This is a genomic window from Enterococcus sp. DIV2384 (assembly GCF_050534975.1).
Classification (GTDB): domain Bacteria; phylum Bacillota; class Bacilli; order Lactobacillales; family Enterococcaceae; genus Enterococcus; species Enterococcus faecalis.
Genome location: NZ_CP172905.1, coordinates 2,505,244 through 2,523,674 on the forward strand (window position 1 = coordinate 2,505,244; position 18,431 = coordinate 2,523,674).

Below are 18,431 nucleotides of genomic sequence, written 5' to 3' on the forward strand. Positions count from 1 at the left end.
ACTGTTTAACCGTTCGGCCGTCTAAGCTTATGAACGGTTATTTTTTATCGTTTTTCGTTGCTTCAAGGATACCGAAAATCAGTAGTGCAACAAACGCTAATCAGCTGAACAAAAGCAACTCCTTCGGAAATAAGCCGAAATTCTCCAAAAATTGAAGAACTATTTTCGGAAATTCCTTCTTATTTCTCGGAGCTAAACGCTTTCGCCTTAGCCTCAGAGCAAAACTAATCATCAATTCCAATGTCGCTTCGATTGACAAAAAAATGCTCCTTTCGTTAAAGTGCATCGGATACACATAGGCATCACCTGCCTCTCTAACTCAGAGCCACCGTCATACAACTTTCATTGGTAATAGTTTTAGTATAACCTATTGGGTTCACCAAGAAAACGTTTTTATAAAGAATACCGCCAAAAAATCTATTATGAATTTTTTGGCGGTATTCTTTTTTTATTGAACCACTTCTGGGTATAAAAGTTTTAAAACGTCCATTGTCAAGCGTCTACCCTGTCCAGCGTATGGATACACATGCATGTGCATGGCTGGATTAAAGTTTGCTTCGATAATCCCGTACGTTAAGCTATCACGTGTGCCTTTTACGTCTTTGTCAGGAATGATTAAATCAATACCACAAATTTTGGCTCCTAAAGCAGCTACGGCCTCAATGGCGATTTGTTTATAACTATCATCAATGACATCGGTCATATCAATCGAATCCCCGCCCGTGCTAACATTAGAATTTTCTCGCAAGTACACGATTTGCTCTTTTTCTGGCACAGAATAGATAGTTAAACCTTGTTCTTTCAACATTAGTTTTTCTAAATCATTTAACTGGATTAACTCTAGTGGTGCACGGTGATTGGTCCCCCGCAATGGATCACTATTTTTAGCGGCCACCAATTCTTCTACAGTATGTTTGCCATCTCCGGTAACATTGGCTGGCACGCGCAACATGATGGCTTTTACATCATTATCTAACACAAAGAACCGATATTCTGTTCCAGGTAAAAACTCTTCAATTAAAACCGCTGTGTCCTCTTTAAAAGCAATCCGTAACGCTTCCGTAAAGTCTTCCAACGAAGCGCCTTCTTTAAAAATGGTAATTCCTAAACCGTAATTCGTTGATTTTGGTTTCACGACAAACGCTTTATTGGCGTAGCGTAAATGTGCTTCTTGTGCCTCAATAAAAGATGAAAATTCTTCACCGCCAGGCACATGGAACCCTGCTGCAGACAAAATTTTCTTTGTCACGGTTTTGTTTTCCATAATCAATGGTACCACGTAGTTATCTTTGCTAGTCATGTTGGCATTTTTGACGTATTCAATGTGCTCGCCATGTTGCAGTTTCAAAAATTGCTCTTGTTCATCTAAAATTTCGATTTCCAAACCTTTTTGAATCGCATCAAATAAGAAAATTTGTGTGGATAATTCCATCTCACGGAAACCAGCTAATTGATAAGGGCGTTCAAAGGCCATACTTTGATATTGGTTTCCAAAAATATTTCCCAGTTCACTGTTGGAGTTTTCTTGAATAATCGTCCACATTTTGCCAGAAACGGTGTCTTGTGGATTCCGCAGTTGTTGATAATACTTACCGACAACTTCTTTACCTTTACGAATGCCTAGAGCATCTAACATATCAATCATTTCTGAAAAAATCCGATCGCCTTCTGCAATTAACTTAATCGTTTCATGAGGATGACCAAGAGCCACTTGTTCATTAAAAATATCGCCAGTTTTTACCCATTCATCCGCTTCTTCTTTTTCATCTGTCCACAATAAATACAACATGAAATAATGTAAGAAATCCACGGTATCTTCCACAATGCCTAAACGTGAAAAAGGATTTAAGTCTAAATTACGCAACTCGATATAGCGAATACCTGTTTTAGGCAGATCAGACATTTGTTTCCCGCCACGTAAGCGCACAGGCGCATAAAATTCTTTTTCTTCAGAAAGTAAACCATTTTCCACCATGCGATGAATATCTTCTAAATAGCGTTCCAATGAGGCATACGATACTTTCACATTGTCATGATTTCTGTAGCCATACGTACTATTCCGAATACTGCGAATGGGTTCTTGCGGTTGGTCGTCATAGACCCTAAAGTAGCCGTCTTCACTAACTGGCGAAGCCCCAAAAAGATACGTAATTAACCAGCGATAACGTAAAAAGTTACGGGCAACTTTCATGTACACTTTCGTTTTAAATTGTTTGCAATCTGTCACTTCGGATTGTTCATCATATAATTGCTGAATCAGGGCTTGGTCATATTCAAAATTAAAATGAATTCCGCTGACCATTTGTTTTCGTTTGCCATACTCTTTTGCCAAATAACGACGATATAACACCGCATCATATTGATCTAATTTAGCGATTTTAATCTCTTCATCTTTTGTTGGTAATTGTGGTGGCATACTTAATGGCCACAACATTTCATCTTCTGGAATCGAACGACGAGCCACATCGTGAATGGCATCTAAAAAACGAAGCATTTCTGTGCCGCTATTTGCTACAGGCGTGATTAGTTCTAATTGTGTTTCACTAAAATCTGTTTGAATATATGGATGATAAGAACGGTTACCAAAAACCGTGGGATGATCAGTTGTCGCTAAAAGCCCTTCTCGTGTACTACGTTGGTTTTCTTTTTCTAAACCAAAACGAGCCATCAATACGTAAGGACGAACATTTTTCTTTTGCATTAATTCTCTATAATTCATCTTGTCGCCTTTCTTTCTACAAACTATCTGTTTCTCTTACTATTATATAGGAAAACGAGTAAATATGCTGTTTTTTTGAACGTTCGCTTGGGAATTTTCGAGACACTTTTTGAGAGCGCCTTTTTCCGTTATACTGAAAACAACTAGTTTATAGAAAGTGGGGATTGCTCATGAAAAATCGTGCATTACTTTTAATTGACTTTCAAAAAGGCATCGAAAGTCCGTCGCAGCAATTGTACCGTCTGCCAGCAGTGTTGGAAAAGGTCAATCAGCGTATTGCTGTCTACCGCCAACACCATGCGCCCATTATTTTTGTTCAACATGAAGAAACTGAACTACCTTTTGGCTCAGACTCTTGGCAACTTTTTGAAAAGCTGGATACACAACCCACAGATTTTTTCATCCGCAAAACACATGCGAATGCCTTTTACCAAACAAATTTAAATGATTTACTGACGGAACACGACATTCAAACGTTAGAAATCGCTGGTGTCCAAACCGAGTTTTGTGTGGACACTACAATTCGGATGGCTCATGGTTTAGGCTATACATGTTTGATGACACCGAAAACCACTTCCACCTTGGATAATGGACATTTAACCGCGGCACAAATTATCCAACATCATGAAGCTATTTGGGCTGGCCGCTTTTTGACTTTTTTACCTTCAATAAATTGAGGGCTTTTCCAAAAAATTGTTTGTTCACTATGTTTTCTTGTCGTATTTCATGTTAGTATAAGGAAAAAGTGTTCAGTTGATTAGTTGAAGATTTAGAGTGTGGGACATGAGTCGATTAGGCTTGTCTCTCATGTTCTGTCTTTTTTTATGTCATCATTCACTAAACTAATAAATAATTGGAGGTATTTTATGAACAAATTTTTTACAGCCCAACGTTTAAAAGACACCGCCTATGTAACAGTCGGCGCATTCATTTTGGCCATTTCAATCAATGCGGTCTTATTGCCAAATAAACTTGTCGCAGGCGGAGCCAATGGCATTAGTATTGTTATTAATTATGTTTTCGGGATTAGTCCCGCCATTGTTCTTTACGCCATCAATATTCCTCTTTTAGTGCTTTGTTTCTTACTTCTTGGGAAAGAGGTCGGTGTCAAAACCATTTATGGCAGTCTTATTTATCCATTTTTTGTAGGAATTACTTCGGGGATGCCTGTTTTAACACATAATATTTTTCTAGCAGCATTATTTGGCGGTATTATTACAGGTGCTGGCCTAGGCTTGGTTTTCCGTGGCAATGCCTCAACTGGTGGGACAGCAATCATTTCACAAATTGTCAATAAATACTTCAAAGTTTCCTTAGGTATTGCTATTTTATTCGTCGATGGTTTAGTCATTTTATCAGCAATGTATGCTTTTAATGCAGATATTGTGTTATTCTCTTTAATTTGTTTATTTACAATTGGTCGTGTCGTTGACATGATTCAAGTTGGTCTGGTTCGCTCGAAGAATGTGATGATTATTTCACCAAAATATGTCGCTATTCAAGAACGCTTATTACGTGAACTAGATAAAGGTGTGACCTTGGTGCCAATCGAAGGCGGTTATCGAAGCGCGAAAGGCATGCTCTTAATGACTGTCATTCGTGAAAAAGATTTTCCCCGCTTAAAAGAAGCCATTCTTGATATTGATGAAGAAGCTTTTTTGATTTCAATGAGTGCGAGTGAAGTCTACGGAAAAGGATTTAGCTTGAAAAAAGTAGCTGATTCTTATGGTGTTGAAGCAACTAATGCCAATAATTTACAATAGTTTTTTGTAGGAAAAGAGCCGCAAAATCTGTAGAGATTTTGCGGCTCTTTTTACATCTTCATCCAGACAGGTTCTAAGCTATTGCCATCCAAATCTTGCACTTCTAAGCCATACATTTGCTCTTCTGGTATTCCCATATCAACTCGGTAGCAGTTGCCTCCGTTAGCTTTGGCGGTTTCGCCAAACTGTTTTACGGCTTCGGCACTCTCTAAACTAAAGGAAATTAATGCCCCACTGGTTGTTTGCGCATCAATAATTTGCTTTTCTTGGATAAATTTTCCATAAAAGTCATGGTTCAACAACATAATCCAAAATTGATCATCCCACATCATCGAACTAGCTTCCTCTGTTGAAAATTCCTCGTTCTTTTTGAATCCAAGTTTTTCATAAAAGGCTGTAGAACGTTGGACATCCGCTACTGGGAAGTTAACAAAAACCATTGTGCCCATGTGATTCATCCCTTTCTTTTAATCATCTACGACAGCTAACTGTGCGTTGCGACAAAATCAACAAGCTTGTTTGATTTATACTAGCATATTCATAAAAGAAATGTTACTAAAACGTTTTCTTAAGGTAATTCTCGATAAGCCAAGTGCTGAATGATTTCACTATGTTGTGGATAATCGTTTAACAATTCCGCTTGAGTAAATAACTCGAAGTCTTCAAACTCAAAGCCTGGTGTAACCACACAACTGACTAACGCAAATCCTGCCGCTACTGTAGAGCCAAAGATTGTGCCGGCAGGAACTGAGAACGAAAGCTGTTGTCCTTGAACTAAGTCTTTCCCTAACTGAACAGCTTGATACGTTCCATCAGGAAAAATACAGTGAACGGTTAACGGCTGACCATCGTGAAAAAACCATAATTCATCCGCTTTTAAACGATGAAAATGTGACGGACTTTCTGTATTTAATAGAAACAAAATCGCTGTATGCAACGCCCGTTCGCCTCGTTTGGTCGGAATCAATTGTTCACTTTTATTGGTTTGTTTAAAATAACCGCCCTCAGGATGCGCTTCTAATCCTAACTTCTCAATCCACATTTGTTCTGTCATCTTCTCCCTCACTCCTTCATTTTTTCAGAAACAATTTAGGAAGAACTTAGAACATCCGTCCCAATCCTAAAATAAACGGCGGGACAGGAGGTCGGGACAGAACCGTTTAGCTCCGAGAAATAAGAAGAAATTTCCGAAAATTGCTCTTTAATTTTTGGAGAATTTCGACTTATTTCCGAAGGAGTTGGTTCTGTTCCCGCCGTTTATCAGGTTTTGAGCCTGGGACAAAAATCCAAAGTGATTTTTGTCCCAGGCTCCTGTCCCACGTTCTTCCCAAACCTGTTTATTTTCTACAACTAAACATCTTTTAATAAGCCTTTAAATAAGCCCATTGCGAAATCGTTGGCATTAAATGGTTCTAAATCGTTAATGCCTTCACCTAGACCAACTAATTTCACTGGCAAGTGTAATTCATTCCGAATAGCAATGACAATACCACCTTTGGCTGTTCCGTCTAGTTTGGTTAAAACTAAACCAGTGACATCGGTTGTTTCTTTGAACTGTTTGGCTTGTGTCATCGCATTTTGCCCAGTAGTTGCGTCCACGACTAAGAGAACTTCGTGAGGCGCATCTGGAATTTCTCGTTGGATGACTCGTTTGATTTTTTCTAATTCTTTCATTAAGTTGACTTTATTTTGTAAACGACCTGCTGTATCCACTAGCAAAACATCGGCCTGTTCTGCCTTGGCACGTTCCACTGCATCGAAAACGACCGCTGCTGGATCACCGCCAGCATTCCCACGCACAACTTCAACGCCAGCCCGTTCACCCCAAACAACTAATTGATCGATGGCGCCCGCTCGGAACGTATCGGCAGCGGCCATTAAAACTTTCTTTCCTTCCAACTTGTATTGATGGGCTAATTTACCAATGCTGGTTGTTTTACCAACTCCATTAACACCAACAAATAAAATCACGGTTAAGCCATTTGGCTGTAAGTTAATCGCATTATTTTCATTAATTCCTGCTTCTTCATACAAATCAACCATTTTTTCAATGATGGTATTTTGAACTTGAGCTGGTTTTTTCACGTTTCGCAGTTTCACTTCTTGTCGTAAGGCTTCTGTAATTTTTAAGGATGTATCAAAGCCTACGTCTGCACCAATTAACGTTTCTTCTAATTCTTCAAAGAAATCTTCATCAACTCTCCGGAAATTAGCAAACAATTCGTTCAACCGTTGACCAAATGTTTTACGCGTTTTTTCCAAGCCTTTTTCATATTTTTCTTGGACCTGCTCTTCTTTTGACTCTTCAATTTCTTCTGAAACCTGCGTGTCTGTTGGTTCTGCCAACGGAGTTACGACACTACTTTCTTCCTCAGGCGCTTCCACAACAACTTCTTGTGTTTCCTCTGTCAGGATTTCTTCTGGCTCTTCTTCTAATGCTTCTTCTACGCCAGCTAATTTTTCCATTTCAGCGTTATCTGTTAAATCGGCTGTTTCTGTGACTTCTTCCGCTGTCGTTTCTGGCATTGTTTGCGCCTCTTCTGCTGCGGTTTCTTTTGATTCAGCAGGCGCTGATTCATCACTAGGTGTTTCGTCTACTGTTTCTTCAATTATCTCTTGTTTTTCTTCTTCCTTTTTCTCAGCGGAAAAAGCTTTTTTAATTTTATCAAAAAATCCCATTCTTATTGGCCTCCTTCCAACGGCGTTAAAATATATTTTTCGACCGCTTTGGCAACACCATCTTGGTCATTCGTGTCTGTAACGACATCTGCGGCTTCTTTAACTAATGGAATCGCATTTGCCATGGCGACACCTAAGCCAGCGTATTCGATCATCGGTAAATCATTTTCTTCGTCCCCTAAGGTCATGATTTCTTCTGCATGGATTCCTAAATCTTTGGCTAACAAGGAAATACCATAGGCTTTCGTAATCCCTTTTGGCATAAATTCTAATAAGTTATTTCGCGTTTTAATAATTTCAAAACGCTCATAAAAAGAGGCTGGAATTTCCTTGATGCGTTCATTTAAATACGCTTCATCAATCGCAACAACAACTTTGTTATAAATTCGATTCGGGGTTAACTCTTCTAATTTGTAGGACTCAAAGGTTAATAATTTGTTTAGAGAACTATAAATTGAAGGATAATTAGGTGCAGAAGGCAGTTGCATCACGACCTCATCAGATAAGACATCAAACGGCATGTTGAGTGTGGTTGCTAATTGGTACAGCTCATGAATCGCTTCCAAGGGCATCAATGTTTTCTCAATAATGGCCCCTGTATCATTTTTTTGAACCAACCCGCCGTTAAAAGTAATGCTATAATCGCCTTCCTCTTGTAAACCTAATTCTTCTAAGTAAGGACCAATAGCTGCCAAAGGTCGACCTGTGCAGATAACAACTTTCACGCCTGCTTGTTTCGCAGCCATCAGTGCTTGTTTATTCCGTAAAGAAATCTCTTTTTGGCTATTTAATAATGTTCCATCTAAATCAATAGCAACTAATTTTATCAAACGTTCGCTCCTCCTTGCTTCTGGCTAATTGCTTTTTTCAATTGCGCCACCTTCTTTGACCTCTTCCAAGCGAACTGAAACGATTTTTGAAACCCCAGATTCTTGCATAGTCACGCCATATAAAACATCTGCGGCTTCCATTGTCCCTTTACGATGCGTCACCACAATAAACTGTGTGCCATCTTCAAATTCGCTTAAATAATGGCCAAAACGAGCAACGTTGGCTTCATCTAAAGCTGCTTCTACTTCATCTAAAATACAGAACGGAACTGGTCGAACACGAATAATTGAAAAGAGTAACGCGATCGCCGTTAATGCCCGTTCGCCTCCAGACAACAAGCTTAAATGTTGTAATTTTTTCCCTGGTGGTTGCGCCTCAATCTCAATCCCTGTATTCAAGAGATCCTCTGGATTGGTTAGCACCAGTTCTGCCCGTCCGCCACCAAACATATTAGGAAATACCACTTTGAACTGGCCACGAATTGCTTCAAAGACTTCTTTAAACCGTTCTTTCACTTCTTGGTCCATTTCATCCATGGTTTCAAATAATTGTTCTTTCGCATTTAATAAATCATCTCGTTGACTGACTAAAAATTGATGGCGTTCATCGACTTGTTCAAATTGCTCGATGGCACTTAAGTTAACAGGTCCTAACCGCTCAATTTCTTGTTTTAGGCGCTTCACTGTTTGTTGCGCTTGCGCCAAATCATCGATTGGGAAATACGCTTCATAGGCAGCTTCAAAGGTTAAGCTGTATTCTTCCTGTAAGTAACTTAATGAGCTATCTAATTGCATTTCTGCACGATTTTTTAGGACTTCAATTTGTGTTTTATCTGCTAAATACTGTTGTTGGCGTTTGTTTTCTTCCGCTAATTTTGTATCTAACTCGTCTACTTCTTCTTGCAACGCTTGTCGTTGACTGCGTGCCGTTTGTAAAGACGTTTGCAACGCTGTTTGTTTCTCCGCTAATTGCGCGACTTGTGCCGCTAAGCCTTCTTCGGTTAACTGGTGATCGCTAGAATGGCTACTTAATTGTTGTAGCTGTTGACGGATGGCCGTTTCTCGAATCAACAATTCGTCCAATTGTTCTTGTTTGTCTTGTTTTTGACGAGCAAAATGGGCACATTGTTCCGCCGCTACTGCTTGTTCTGCTTGAACTGTCGTCAAGCGTTCTTGCGCTTGGGCTTTAAAGGTTTCCATTTGGCTAGCTTCTTGTTCCACTTGTTTCATTTCAGCATCTAAACGTTCTTTCGTTGCCGTTAAGTTTGCTTGTTGCTCTGTCAATTTGGCTTTTTTCGTTTGATATTCGGTTAAGAATTGATGCAATTCCCGTGATTCATATTCAAACAAACGTTTTTCTTTTGTTAAACGAGTAATCGTTTCTGTTTGATTGGCTAATTTATTATCAATTTCTTGTTGTTTTAAACGATTTTGTTCACCAGCAGAGCGCAACATTTCTGCACGTTCCGTGGCTGTTTTCACTTCTTGCGAGAGCGCTTGGACTTCTTGTTCCACACTTCTTAGTTGTGTTTCTAATTGAGTCATTTGTTCAGTAATTGTTTGAAGTTCTTGCGCTTGTGAAAATAGGCTTCCTTGGTTGCCACGTTTATTGGCTCCCCCAGTCATCGAACCGCCAGGATTCATCACATCGCCTTCCAATGAGACAACGCGATATTGGTAATTGACTAATTTTGCTAACTGGTTGGCACTCGTTAAATCTGCCGCTAAAATCGTGACGCCTAAGAGATTTTGAATAACGGCTTGTACTTGTTCTGGATAACGAACTAATTCACTGGCAATCCCCACGAAGCCCGGTGCACCAGCCAAACGATTCTGAACCATCGACGATACAGAGCGCGGCTTAATGGTAGTCAATGGTAAAAAGGTTGCTCGGCCACTGTGTTGTTGTTTTAAGAAGGTAATGCCTGCACGACCATCTTTCTCATTTTCCACAACAATATGTTGCGCCGCACCACCTAAGGCCGTTTCAATCGCCAACGTATATTCTTTAGGCACTTCAATTAACTCAGCCACTGCGCCAACAATCCCAGTTAATTGGTTTTTGTGACGCAATACAGCTTTCACGCCTTGATAGAAGCCAGCGTAATTTTCTTGAATTTCTTGCAAACTTTTTTGGCGTGCCTTCGCTTGTTGCACTTGATTCATCGCTTGGTACATATCATTTTGACGCTGTGCTAATCGTTCACGTTTGGCTTCAAGCGTTGCTTTCAACGCAGTGTATTCTTCCAACTGTTCTTGTAAGCCTTGTTTTGCAACTTTTTGCTCTTTTTCTAGCGTTTCTTTCATTGCAAGAGCTTCAACCATCTGTTCTTCTAGCGCTTCGTGTTTTGCTAGCGATTGTTGATTTTTAGCTGTTTCTTGTTGATATTGTCGTTCTAAATATTTTAAGTCATTGGCTGTATTGGCTTGTTCTTGCATGACTTCCACATACTGACTGCGCAATTCTTCCATTAATTCTTTAGAAGACTTACTATATTTTTCCACATCTTTCGTTGCCAAAGCCAATGCTTCTTTTAACGTCTGACGTTGTGCCGTTTTTTCTGCGATTGCTGTTTCCAGCGTCTGCAATTCTTCTCGATAACGAACAATTTTTTCGGCCGTTTCTGCCAACGTCTCTTCGTATTCGCTTGCCGTTTGGGAGGTGTGTTTGGAACGTTCAATTAAAACATTTTTTTGTCCTTCTGCTTGTTTCAACGCTTCTGTCACTTGTAATAATTGTTGTTGTTCCGTTTCAATTTGTTCATCTAAACGATTGCGCTTGCTTCGTAAACGTACCAATTTGCCTTCTAGGTCATGGACTTGCTTACTTGCGCCAGCTAACTTTTCTTCAATGGCTGTTAATTCTTGCGTTTTCGTTTCCCAAATAGCTTTTGCTTCTTGAATTTCGGTCACAGTTAAATTGACATCAATTTCGGTAAGTTCTTCTTTCAAAGCTAAATACTTTTTAGCCGCATCTGCTTGGGCGGCTAGAGGAACTAATTGGTCTTCCAACTCGTAAATGATATCTTGGACACGGCTTAAGTTGTCCTCGGTTTCGAAAAGCTTTTGTTCAGCTTTTTTCTTTCGTTGTTTGTATTTTAAAACGCCCGCTGCTTCTTCAAAGATCCCACGACGGTCTTCAGGTTTACTATTAAAAATCGCTTCAACTTTTCCTTGTGAAATAATTGAAAAAGATTCTTTGCCTAACCCTGAATCCATAAATAAATCTTGAATATCTTTTAAACGGCACGCTTGTTTATTAATAAAAAAGTCACTTTCGCCCGTTCGTTTTAAACGACGGGTGACACTAATCTCACTATAATCCAATGCTAAATAATGGTCGCTGTTGTCTAACGTCACGGTAACTTCCGCAATATTTAGCGGCTTACGACCTTCCGAACCGGCAAAGATAATGTCGTTCATTTTGCCACCGCGAAGGTTTTTCGCAGATTGTTCACCTAATACCCAGCGAACGGCTTCCGTGATATTACTTTTCCCACTTCCATTCGGACCAACCACTGCTGTCACATCATCTTCAAATTCAATAATGGTTTTATCTGCAAATGATTTAAATCCTGTAATTTCAATTCGTTTTAAATACACGAATATTGCTCCTTCCAGCCTTACTGAGGAATACTTTTCAGTGCCCGCTCAGCGGCATCCTGTTCAGCTAACTTCTTCGATTTTCCTTGGCCTAACCCAATGAGTTCACCATTCATGTAAACTTCAGTGAAAAAGGTGCGGTCATGAGCAGGGCCTTCTTCTTTAATTAAGCGATATTCAATTGAAACATCGCCTTTGCGTTGTAAAACTTCTTGTAATTGTGTTTTGTGATCCATCTCATGTGAAAAAGCACCGGCATCAATTTTCGGAAAAATAACGTCTTCAATAAATTTCTTGGCTGCGCCAACTTTTTGGTCTAAGTAGAGGGCACCTAAAAAGGCTTCAAATAAGTCACATAATAATGATGCACGTGTTCGTCCGCCCGATGCTTCTTCTCCTTTACCTAATAAAATGTAGTTGTCGAAGTGACATTCTTTCGCAAATTTGGCTAAACTATCTTCCCGAACGATGGCTGCGCGCATCTTCGTTAATTTTCCTTCTGGAAGTTCTGGGAATTTTAAATACAAATATTGTGAAACAATTAATTCTAAAACTGCATCTCCTAAAAATTCAAGACGTTCATTATCGGATAATTTTAAATAGCGATGCTCATTCACATAGGATGAATGAGTAAAAGCTTGCTCTAATAGATTGACATCATGGAAAACAATGCCGTAACGTTCTTTTAACTCTGTTGTTAACTGATTGTCCATTCTCCACATTCCTTTACATTTATTTACACCTTGTTTCATTATACTTTTTTTTTCACTTTTTTTAAATGGTTCTATTCAGAAAAAGCCTGTTATTCACTGTGTTCTCATTATTTTTTAGAAAAAAATAAATAAATAGAGCTATGATTGAGATAAAAGCGTTTGTTTACGTAAGAGATAGAAAGAGCGTGGGACAAAAATCACTTTGGATTTTTGCGCCACGCTCAAAAACTGATAAATGGCGAGAACAGAAGCAACTCCTCCTTATTTCTCGGAGTTAAACACTTCTGTCCCGACCTCGTTCTATCTCTATTAAATCAGCGGAACGTTGTTTAACGTTTTTCCGCAGTGACACCCACCGTTGCCCATGGATTATCTTTCGTATCAACTGCCCAAGTAAAGTCAACTACACGGTCGTTGACAGGCAAGACTTCATTTCTGTAAAGCGTTGGGATTACAAACGCTTCATCAATGGCATACTCTTGCCAATCGTAGAAGGCTTTTTTACGTTTTTCTTCATCAAATGATGCTTTTGAATCAATCGCATCAAGTAATTTAGTATTTTCTTCTGACTCAAAACGTGTATAGTTAAAGGCTGAGTTTGGACCATATAAGCCGGTTGGTGAAGGATCTGAACCTGTGCCCCACGCGCCTTGATAGATATCTACTTCTGGGTCATCATTTTTCAATTTATCATAGAATGCTTGGAAATCAATTAAGCGTCCTGTTGTATACGTTACGTTTAAGCCAATTTCTTTCCATTGTTGGACATAGTAATCAGCAAGTGGTTGTGCAGTTTCGCCGCCTGACATTGAAGCAAACTTGATTTCTAGTGGTTTGCCTTCTTTATCTTCGCGAATGCCATCGCCGTCTACGTCTTTATAACCAGCATCGTCTAATAATTTTTTCGCTTTGTCTAAATCAAGCGTATAGCCTTTCGCTTCGCTATCATGCAAGCTCTTGAAGACTGGTGGAATTAACGTTGTTGCCCCTGTTCGTAAGCCGTTGTAGAATTTTTGGCCGACTGCATCATTGTCAATTGCATAGCCCATGGCTTGACGTAAGCTTTTATCTGCCATTTTAGCTTTTGGATTGTATTTCACTGTATTGGTTTCTTTGTCAAACGTACCCATTTTAAAGCCAATATACGTGTAGGCTTGTTCGGGACGTCCTAAGATTTGATACCCTTCAGTATCTTTGTATGTTGGATACGTATCTGTTGGCATTGATAATGCAATATCGTATTGTTTCGCTTTCATCGCTTCTACAATGCTCGCAGAAGGAACAGATTTGAACACTAATTTATCTAATTTAGGTTTGCCACCGTAGTAATACTCATTTGGTAGGTATTCAACAGATTCACCTGTCACAATATTACTCATGTAGTATGGTCCAATAGTTACAGGGTTTTTACGAACTGCATCGCTTGATTCCATGTCTTTAACAGCAATTCCTTCAAAGGCATGTTTTGGTAAAACTGAGCCCCAAACACCGCCACCTAATTGTTGCATTCCTGGGTGAACTTCTTTATAAGTGATTTTAACTTCTTTATCATTGACTTTTTCTATGCCAGAAATGGTTGGCGATTTACCAGCATGGTAGTCTTCCATGCCAACAATATTCGTAAAGTTATCATCATAACGAATCCCTGTATAGTCTTTATGACCAATGACTTCATAAGAGAAAATCACGTCATCTGCCGTCACATCTTTACCGTCAGACCATTTCAAATTGTCACGTAATTTAATGGTTGCTGTATTGGCATCTTCATCTAATTTCAGATCCGCAGGACCCCCATCGACAATCTTAAAGTCTGCATCATTGTTAAATAATGGCTGTACCGTTGGAAGCATGTATTGTGCATCATAGTTGTCTTGATAAAATTCTTGCTGGAAAAGTCCTTGGAATTGTGTATCCATAACTACAGCGACATCTAATGTCCCGCCATCAATTGCTTTTTTATCATTTTTAACAGCGATTGGCATTTTTGAAATGTCTTCTGTTTCCGTTGCTTTATTGCCCCCGCCTTTATTGCCGCCACCACATGCAGCTAACCCGAATACTAACACAGAAGCTAACGTGATTGCACCTAAAATCCGTTTCTTGTTCATCTCTTTTCCTCCCTCATTTTTTGGCTAATTAGCCTAATCGTTGTCGTGCATCTGCTGAGCGCTTAAATGCTTGTCCAACATAGTTTATACTTAACATCAAGACTAAAATTAGAATTGATGCAGGTAACCAAACCCATTGTTTATTGACTAATACATCCCCACTGCTGGCGTAGCCAATTAAGGTTCCTAAACTTGGGACACTTTGTGGTAACCCGAAGCCTAAGAAAGTTAACGTTGTTTCGATCCCGATATTGGCCGCGAAATTAATCGTTAAGTTCGTAATAATTAATGAACTTAAATTCGGCATAATTTCTCGAAACATAATTTTAAAATCGCTTGTTCCCATTGTCTTAGAGGCACTAACGTAATCTCGGCGCCCTTCAGATAACGTTTTACTGCGGAACAACCGCGCTTTTCCAACCCAATAAAACGCACACATAATCCAAATAAAGGACCAGATACTATATTTAGGAATCACGGAAACGAACACAATAATAATTAACATAATTGGCAAAATCATAATAAAATCCACGATACGCATCAAAATATTATCAATCATACCTCCATAATAACCGGAAATAATCCCTAAACCGACCCCGATAATAGACGTAATAATCGTAATGGCAAAACCGATTAAAATCGAGTTCCTAGCCCCGATAATCAATTGTCCTAAAACATCACGACCCCCTTCATCGGCACCTAAAATGAACTTGGTGCCATTCATTGTAACGGTACCTGGTTCCGCATATTTATCTAAAATACTTACATGCATAACGGCACTTTGGTCTAACACTAACGAACCGATAAAAACGGCTAATAAGATAATGACCAAAAGGATTAAAGAAAACATCGCCATTTTTTCTTTGACGAATTCTCGCGCAATCATCCGAAAGCCCATTGGTGGAATACTTTCTTGTAAGACTTCTTCTCTTTTTTCTTCTGTCAATTCCATTTTTATCACCCTTTCTTCGTGTTTTTTCTACTGAATTCGAATTCTTGGATCAACAATACTCATTACAATATCAGAAATTAAGGTTCCGATAAGGGTTGCCAATCCCAAAATCAACACGAGAGCGGTAATAACGGAATAGTCACGTTGAATGATACTATCAATAAATAATTTTCCAATTCCTGGGAAAGCAAAAATCTTTTCAATAACGACTGATCCGGCAATCAAAGCAGTAATTTCATAACCTAATTGAGAGGCAATTGGTAATGCTGCATTTCTAAAAATGTGTCGATTAAAAATTTTATTCGTTGGCACTCCTTTTGAACGAGCAGTACGAACAAAGTCCATGTTTTTAACATCAATCACTTCACTGCGCAAATATTGAATAGTGACCGCTGTCCCTAGCAACGCTTGAGTGACCCCTGGTAAAATTAAATGCTTCAGTTTATCTAAATAATACGGCCACGTTCCCTCAGCCAAACCAACAGTCACGGTTCCACTCGTTGGGAACCAGTCTAAGCGATACCCAAAAATAAAGAGCATAATCAAGGCAAAGATGAATAATGGCACGGCAAAACTGAAGAAGTTATAGATAACCACCATTTTGTCAAACCATGAATTTTGGTAACGGCCAGCAATTAAACCGAAAGGAATGGCGATTAAATACGTGATTATGACTGATACAGCAGCCAATGCAATCGTATTCCCTACCCGACCAGCAATGAGCGTGGATACAGGTAATTTAAAGATAAAACTATGCCCAAAATCTCCATGTAAGGCATTGCCAATCCAACGGAAATATTGTTCGTACCAAGGATCATTTAACCCGGCAGCTTCGCGCATGGCTTCAATCACTTTCGGGTCTTGGTTCGGATTAATCAATCCTGTAAACGGATCACCTGGCATCATTTTAGCCAACAGGAAAATCAAGACACTTAAAATAATCACTTGCGGAATCATCAATAACAAACGGCGTAAAATTGTTTTCCACATTATTCAGCACCTCCATTTTTTAACGCTACTTGGTGGGTTGGACTAATCGCATGTAAGTTATAAACCCGCCCATTTTCATCATAATAGTCTTTATGATTTTCCCGATACTCTTGCTCAACTCTTCTTCGTTCTTCTTTGTGAGCTTCTCGGTTCGCTACGTCAATTTTAGGAATTGCTGAAAGTAAGCGTTTGGTATAAATGTGTTGTGGATTAGTGTAAATATCTTGGCGTGTACCGATTTCTACAAAACGGCCTTTGTACATAATGGCAATGTTGTCACACATATGTTTAACTACGCCCAAATCATGGGAAATAAATAAGTAACTTAACCCATATTCCTGTTGAATGTTTTTCATAAAGTTCAATACCTGTGCTTGCACAGATAAGTCCAGTGCTGAAACAGGTTCATCTGCAATAATTAATTTGGGGCTAGTAGCCACCGCTCGGGCGACGCCTAAACGTTGGCGTTGTCCACCAGAAAATTCATGAGGATATTTGTACAACGCATCTTCTGGCATCCCCACAATATCCAACAAACTTTTGACTTTTTTCTTTTCTTCTTGGTCACTTAACCGTTCAAAATTTCGAATTGGTTCGGCGATAATATCTAGTACTCGTTTTTTAGGGTTTAAACTTGACATCGAATCTTGGAAAATCATTTGGACATCTTTGTTGTATCCGATCGCTTTTCGACTTCGCGGCTTGGTTACATCTTGTCCTTGATAAATAATTTCACCATTTGTAATTTTTTCTAAACCAATAATTGCTTTTCCTGTCGTTGATTTTCCAGAACCCGATTCACCAACTAACCCATACGTTTTACCTTGTTCAATCATGAAATCCACACCATCAACCGCCAAAACATGATCAGTGATTCGATTGAAGAAGCCGCTGCGAATTGGATAATGAACTTTTAAATCTTTAATTTGAATAATTTCTGTCATTACGCTTCCCCTTCCCCGTCTCTAAAATGAAAATGTTTATAACATGTACAACGAACATAATGATTCGGTGCAACTTCATGTAATGTTGGATTTTCTTCATGTTCCGATGCATCAATCCAAGGAATTCGTGGAGCAAACCGACAACCTTTTCTAGGTAATTTGGTTAACGAAGGAACAATCCCTTCAATCACATGAAGTTCTTCTTCATCTGAATTCTCTTGGGGAATGGACTGAAGTAAGGAACGTGTATATGGATGTTTCGGATGACTAAACAATTCTTCAGCAGTGGCTACTTCTACAAACTGACCCGCATACATAACCGCTACACGATCAGCCATTTCCGCAACTACACCTAAGTCATGGGTAATTAAAATAATGCCGCTCCCTGTTTCTTCTTGTAAATCTTTTAACAAATCGAGAATTTGTGCCTGAATGGTAACGTCTAAGGCCGTTGTGGGTTCATCTGCAATTAAAATCGGTGGTTTACACGCGATTGCAATGGCAATAATCACCCGTTGGCGCATGCCGCCAGACAATTCATGAGGATACTGTTTCCCGACACGCTCTGGGTTGGGAATCCCCACTTGATCTAACAGTTCAATGGCCCGTGCTTGTTTTTGTTGTGCGGTCATTTTGGTATGATACGTGAGACTTTCTTTAATTTGGTCTTCAATTCGCATGAGCGGATTCAGTGCAGACAACGGATCTTGGAAAATCATCCCAATATCGTTTCCTCTGACTTTGTTGTACAATGTTTCATTAAACGTAGTTAAGTTTAAATTGTTGTATAAAATTTCCCCAGTAATTTTGGTATGATTGGGATCATGTAAGCCCATAATCGTTGTTGCTAAGGTACTTTTTCCACAACCAGATTCTCCGACGATTGCCAGAATCTCATTTTTCTTCAATTCAAATGAAACATCATCGACGGCATTATAATAATCATCTTTGATTCTAAATGCTGTTTCTAATCCTGAAACCTCTAGTAATTGTTCATTTCCTTGCATCCATACGCACCCCTTACGTCCTTTCAAAAACATTATATAAATTAACTAATATTTAATGATAGCACTTTCTAATTTTTATCAATGTTAATTTACAGCTCATTGTTTTTTCATAATTTTATAGAA

15 protein-coding genes are annotated in these 18,431 nt (G+C 39.1%); 2 read left to right on the forward strand and 13 right to left on the reverse strand.

Annotated elements, in window-relative coordinates; genetic code table 11:
• Nucleotides 1–100: 100 nt before the first annotated feature.
• Both IGK54_RS12005 and gshAB read right to left on the reverse strand, forming a co-directional pair.
• Complete coding sequence (locus tag IGK54_RS12005; protein WP_048949489.1) at nucleotides 101–286, reverse strand: hypothetical protein; 186 nt, start codon at nucleotides 284–286, stop codon at nucleotides 101–103.
• A gap of 162 nt (nucleotides 287–448) precedes the next feature.
• Nucleotides 449–2,719, reverse strand: coding sequence for a bifunctional glutamate--cysteine ligase/glutathione synthetase (gene gshAB / locus IGK54_RS12010; RefSeq protein ID WP_002354955.1), 2,271 nt, complete (start codon nucleotides 2,717–2,719; stop codon nucleotides 449–451).
• A 170-nt stretch (nucleotides 2,720–2,889) separates the two neighbouring features.
• Here gshAB and IGK54_RS12015 point away from each other — a divergent pair, with 170 nt between their 5' ends.
• Complete coding sequence (locus IGK54_RS12015) at nucleotides 2,890–3,396, forward strand: cysteine hydrolase family protein (protein WP_010777986.1); 507 nt, start codon at nucleotides 2,890–2,892, stop codon at nucleotides 3,394–3,396.
• A gap of 189 nt (nucleotides 3,397–3,585) precedes the next feature.
• Complete coding sequence (locus IGK54_RS12020; RefSeq protein ID WP_002368434.1) at nucleotides 3,586–4,482, forward strand: YitT family protein; 897 nt, start codon at nucleotides 3,586–3,588, stop codon at nucleotides 4,480–4,482.
• Between the two features lie 50 nt (nucleotides 4,483–4,532).
• On the opposite strand, the gene IGK54_RS12025 is transcribed toward IGK54_RS12020, so the two are convergent.
• The 11 genes from IGK54_RS12025 to opp2D all read right to left on the reverse strand — a co-directional run bounded on the left by IGK54_RS12025 (nucleotide 4,533) and on the right by opp2D (nucleotide 18,341).
• Nucleotides 4,533–4,931 carry a VOC family protein gene (locus IGK54_RS12025; protein WP_002354951.1) on the reverse strand — a complete coding sequence of 133 codons (399 nt, stop codon included), beginning with the start codon at nucleotides 4,929–4,931 and terminating at the stop codon, nucleotides 4,533–4,535.
• Nucleotides 4,932–5,050: 119 nt separating this feature from the next.
• On the reverse strand, nucleotides 5,051–5,536 hold the full coding sequence (locus IGK54_RS12030) for a cupin domain-containing protein (RefSeq protein WP_010777992.1): 486 nt from the start codon (nucleotides 5,534–5,536) through the stop codon (nucleotides 5,051–5,053).
• A 296-nt stretch (nucleotides 5,537–5,832) separates the two neighbouring features.
• Entirely contained in the window at nucleotides 5,833–7,161 is a 1,329-nt protein-coding gene (ftsY, locus tag IGK54_RS12035) for a signal recognition particle-docking protein FtsY (protein ID WP_173968850.1), read from the reverse strand.
• A 2-nt stretch (nucleotides 7,162–7,163) separates the two neighbouring features.
• Entirely contained in the window at nucleotides 7,164–7,991 is an 828-nt protein-coding gene (locus tag IGK54_RS12040) for a Cof-type HAD-IIB family hydrolase (protein ID WP_156248750.1), read from the reverse strand.
• A gap of 24 nt (nucleotides 7,992–8,015) precedes the next feature.
• Nucleotides 8,016–11,594, reverse strand: a complete 3,579-nt coding sequence (gene smc, locus IGK54_RS12045) for a chromosome segregation protein SMC (protein ID WP_142957067.1) — start codon at nucleotides 11,592–11,594, stop codon at nucleotides 8,016–8,018.
• 20 nt (nucleotides 11,595–11,614) lie between these two features.
• Nucleotides 11,615–12,307, reverse strand: coding sequence for a ribonuclease III (rnc, locus tag IGK54_RS12050; protein ID WP_002354946.1), 693 nt, complete (start codon nucleotides 12,305–12,307; stop codon nucleotides 11,615–11,617).
• Between the two features lie 329 nt (nucleotides 12,308–12,636).
• A complete protein-coding gene (gene opp2A, locus IGK54_RS12055; protein WP_002395965.1) occupies nucleotides 12,637–14,415 on the reverse strand; it encodes an oligopeptide ABC transporter substrate-binding protein Opp2A in 1,779 nt (592 codons plus the stop codon).
• Nucleotides 14,416–14,443: 28 nt separating this feature from the next.
• Nucleotides 14,444–15,367, reverse strand: a complete 924-nt coding sequence (gene opp2C, locus IGK54_RS12060; protein WP_002365358.1) for an oligopeptide ABC transporter permease Opp2C — start codon at nucleotides 15,365–15,367, stop codon at nucleotides 14,444–14,446.
• A 27-nt stretch (nucleotides 15,368–15,394) separates the two neighbouring features.
• Nucleotides 15,395–16,357 (reverse strand): oligopeptide ABC transporter permease Opp2B, encoded by a 963-nt coding sequence (opp2B, locus tag IGK54_RS12065; RefSeq protein ID WP_002354943.1) that lies wholly within the window; start codon nucleotides 16,355–16,357, stop codon nucleotides 15,395–15,397.
• On the reverse strand, nucleotides 16,357–17,301 hold the full coding sequence (opp2F, locus tag IGK54_RS12070) for an oligopeptide ABC transporter ATP-binding protein Opp2F (RefSeq protein ID WP_002354942.1): 945 nt from the start codon (nucleotides 17,299–17,301) through the stop codon (nucleotides 16,357–16,359). The genes opp2B and opp2F overlap by 1 nt, the downstream gene beginning before the upstream one ends.
• Nucleotides 17,301–18,341, reverse strand: a complete 1,041-nt coding sequence (gene opp2D / locus IGK54_RS12075; RefSeq protein ID WP_002367425.1) for an oligopeptide ABC transporter ATP-binding protein Opp2D — start codon at nucleotides 18,339–18,341, stop codon at nucleotides 17,301–17,303. Before opp2D ends, opp2F begins: the two co-directional genes overlap by 1 nt.
• Nucleotides 18,342–18,431: the final 90 nt, after the last annotated feature.

Bases quoted from the DNA above. Each gene is read 5' to 3' on its own strand.
- IGK54_RS12005 (WP_048949489.1), bottom strand. From the start codon at position 286: ATGCACTTTAACGAAAGGAGCATTTTTTTGTCAATCGAAGCGACATTG.
- gshAB (WP_002354955.1), bottom strand. From the start codon at position 2,719: ATGAATTATAGAGAATTAATGCAAAAGAAAAATGTTCGTCCTTACGTA.
- IGK54_RS12015 (WP_010777986.1), top strand. From the start codon at position 2,890: ATGAAAAATCGTGCATTACTTTTAATTGACTTTCAAAAAGGCATCGAA.
- IGK54_RS12020 (WP_002368434.1), top strand. From the start codon at position 3,586: ATGAACAAATTTTTTACAGCCCAACGTTTAAAAGACACCGCCTATGTA.
- IGK54_RS12025 (WP_002354951.1), bottom strand. From the start codon at position 4,931: ATGGGCACAATGGTTTTTGTTAACTTCCCAGTAGCGGATGTCCAACGT.
- IGK54_RS12030 (WP_010777992.1), bottom strand. From the start codon at position 5,536: ATGACAGAACAAATGTGGATTGAGAAGTTAGGATTAGAAGCGCATCCT.
- ftsY (WP_173968850.1), bottom strand. From the start codon at position 7,161: ATGGGATTTTTTGATAAAATTAAAAAAGCTTTTTCCGCTGAGAAAAAG.
- rnc (WP_002354946.1), bottom strand. From the start codon at position 12,307: ATGGACAATCAGTTAACAACAGAGTTAAAAGAACGTTACGGCATTGTT.
- opp2A (WP_002395965.1), bottom strand. From the start codon at position 14,415: ATGAACAAGAAACGGATTTTAGGTGCAATCACGTTAGCTTCTGTGTTA.
- opp2C (WP_002365358.1), bottom strand. From the start codon at position 15,367: ATGGAATTGACAGAAGAAAAAAGAGAAGAAGTCTTACAAGAAAGTATT.
- opp2B (WP_002354943.1), bottom strand. From the start codon at position 16,357: ATGTGGAAAACAATTTTACGCCGTTTGTTATTGATGATTCCGCAAGTG.
- opp2F (WP_002354942.1), bottom strand. From the start codon at position 17,301: ATGACAGAAATTATTCAAATTAAAGATTTAAAAGTTCATTATCCAATT.
- opp2D (WP_002367425.1), bottom strand. From the start codon at position 18,341: ATGTTTTTGAAAGGACGTAAGGGGTGCGTATGGATGCAAGGAAATGAA.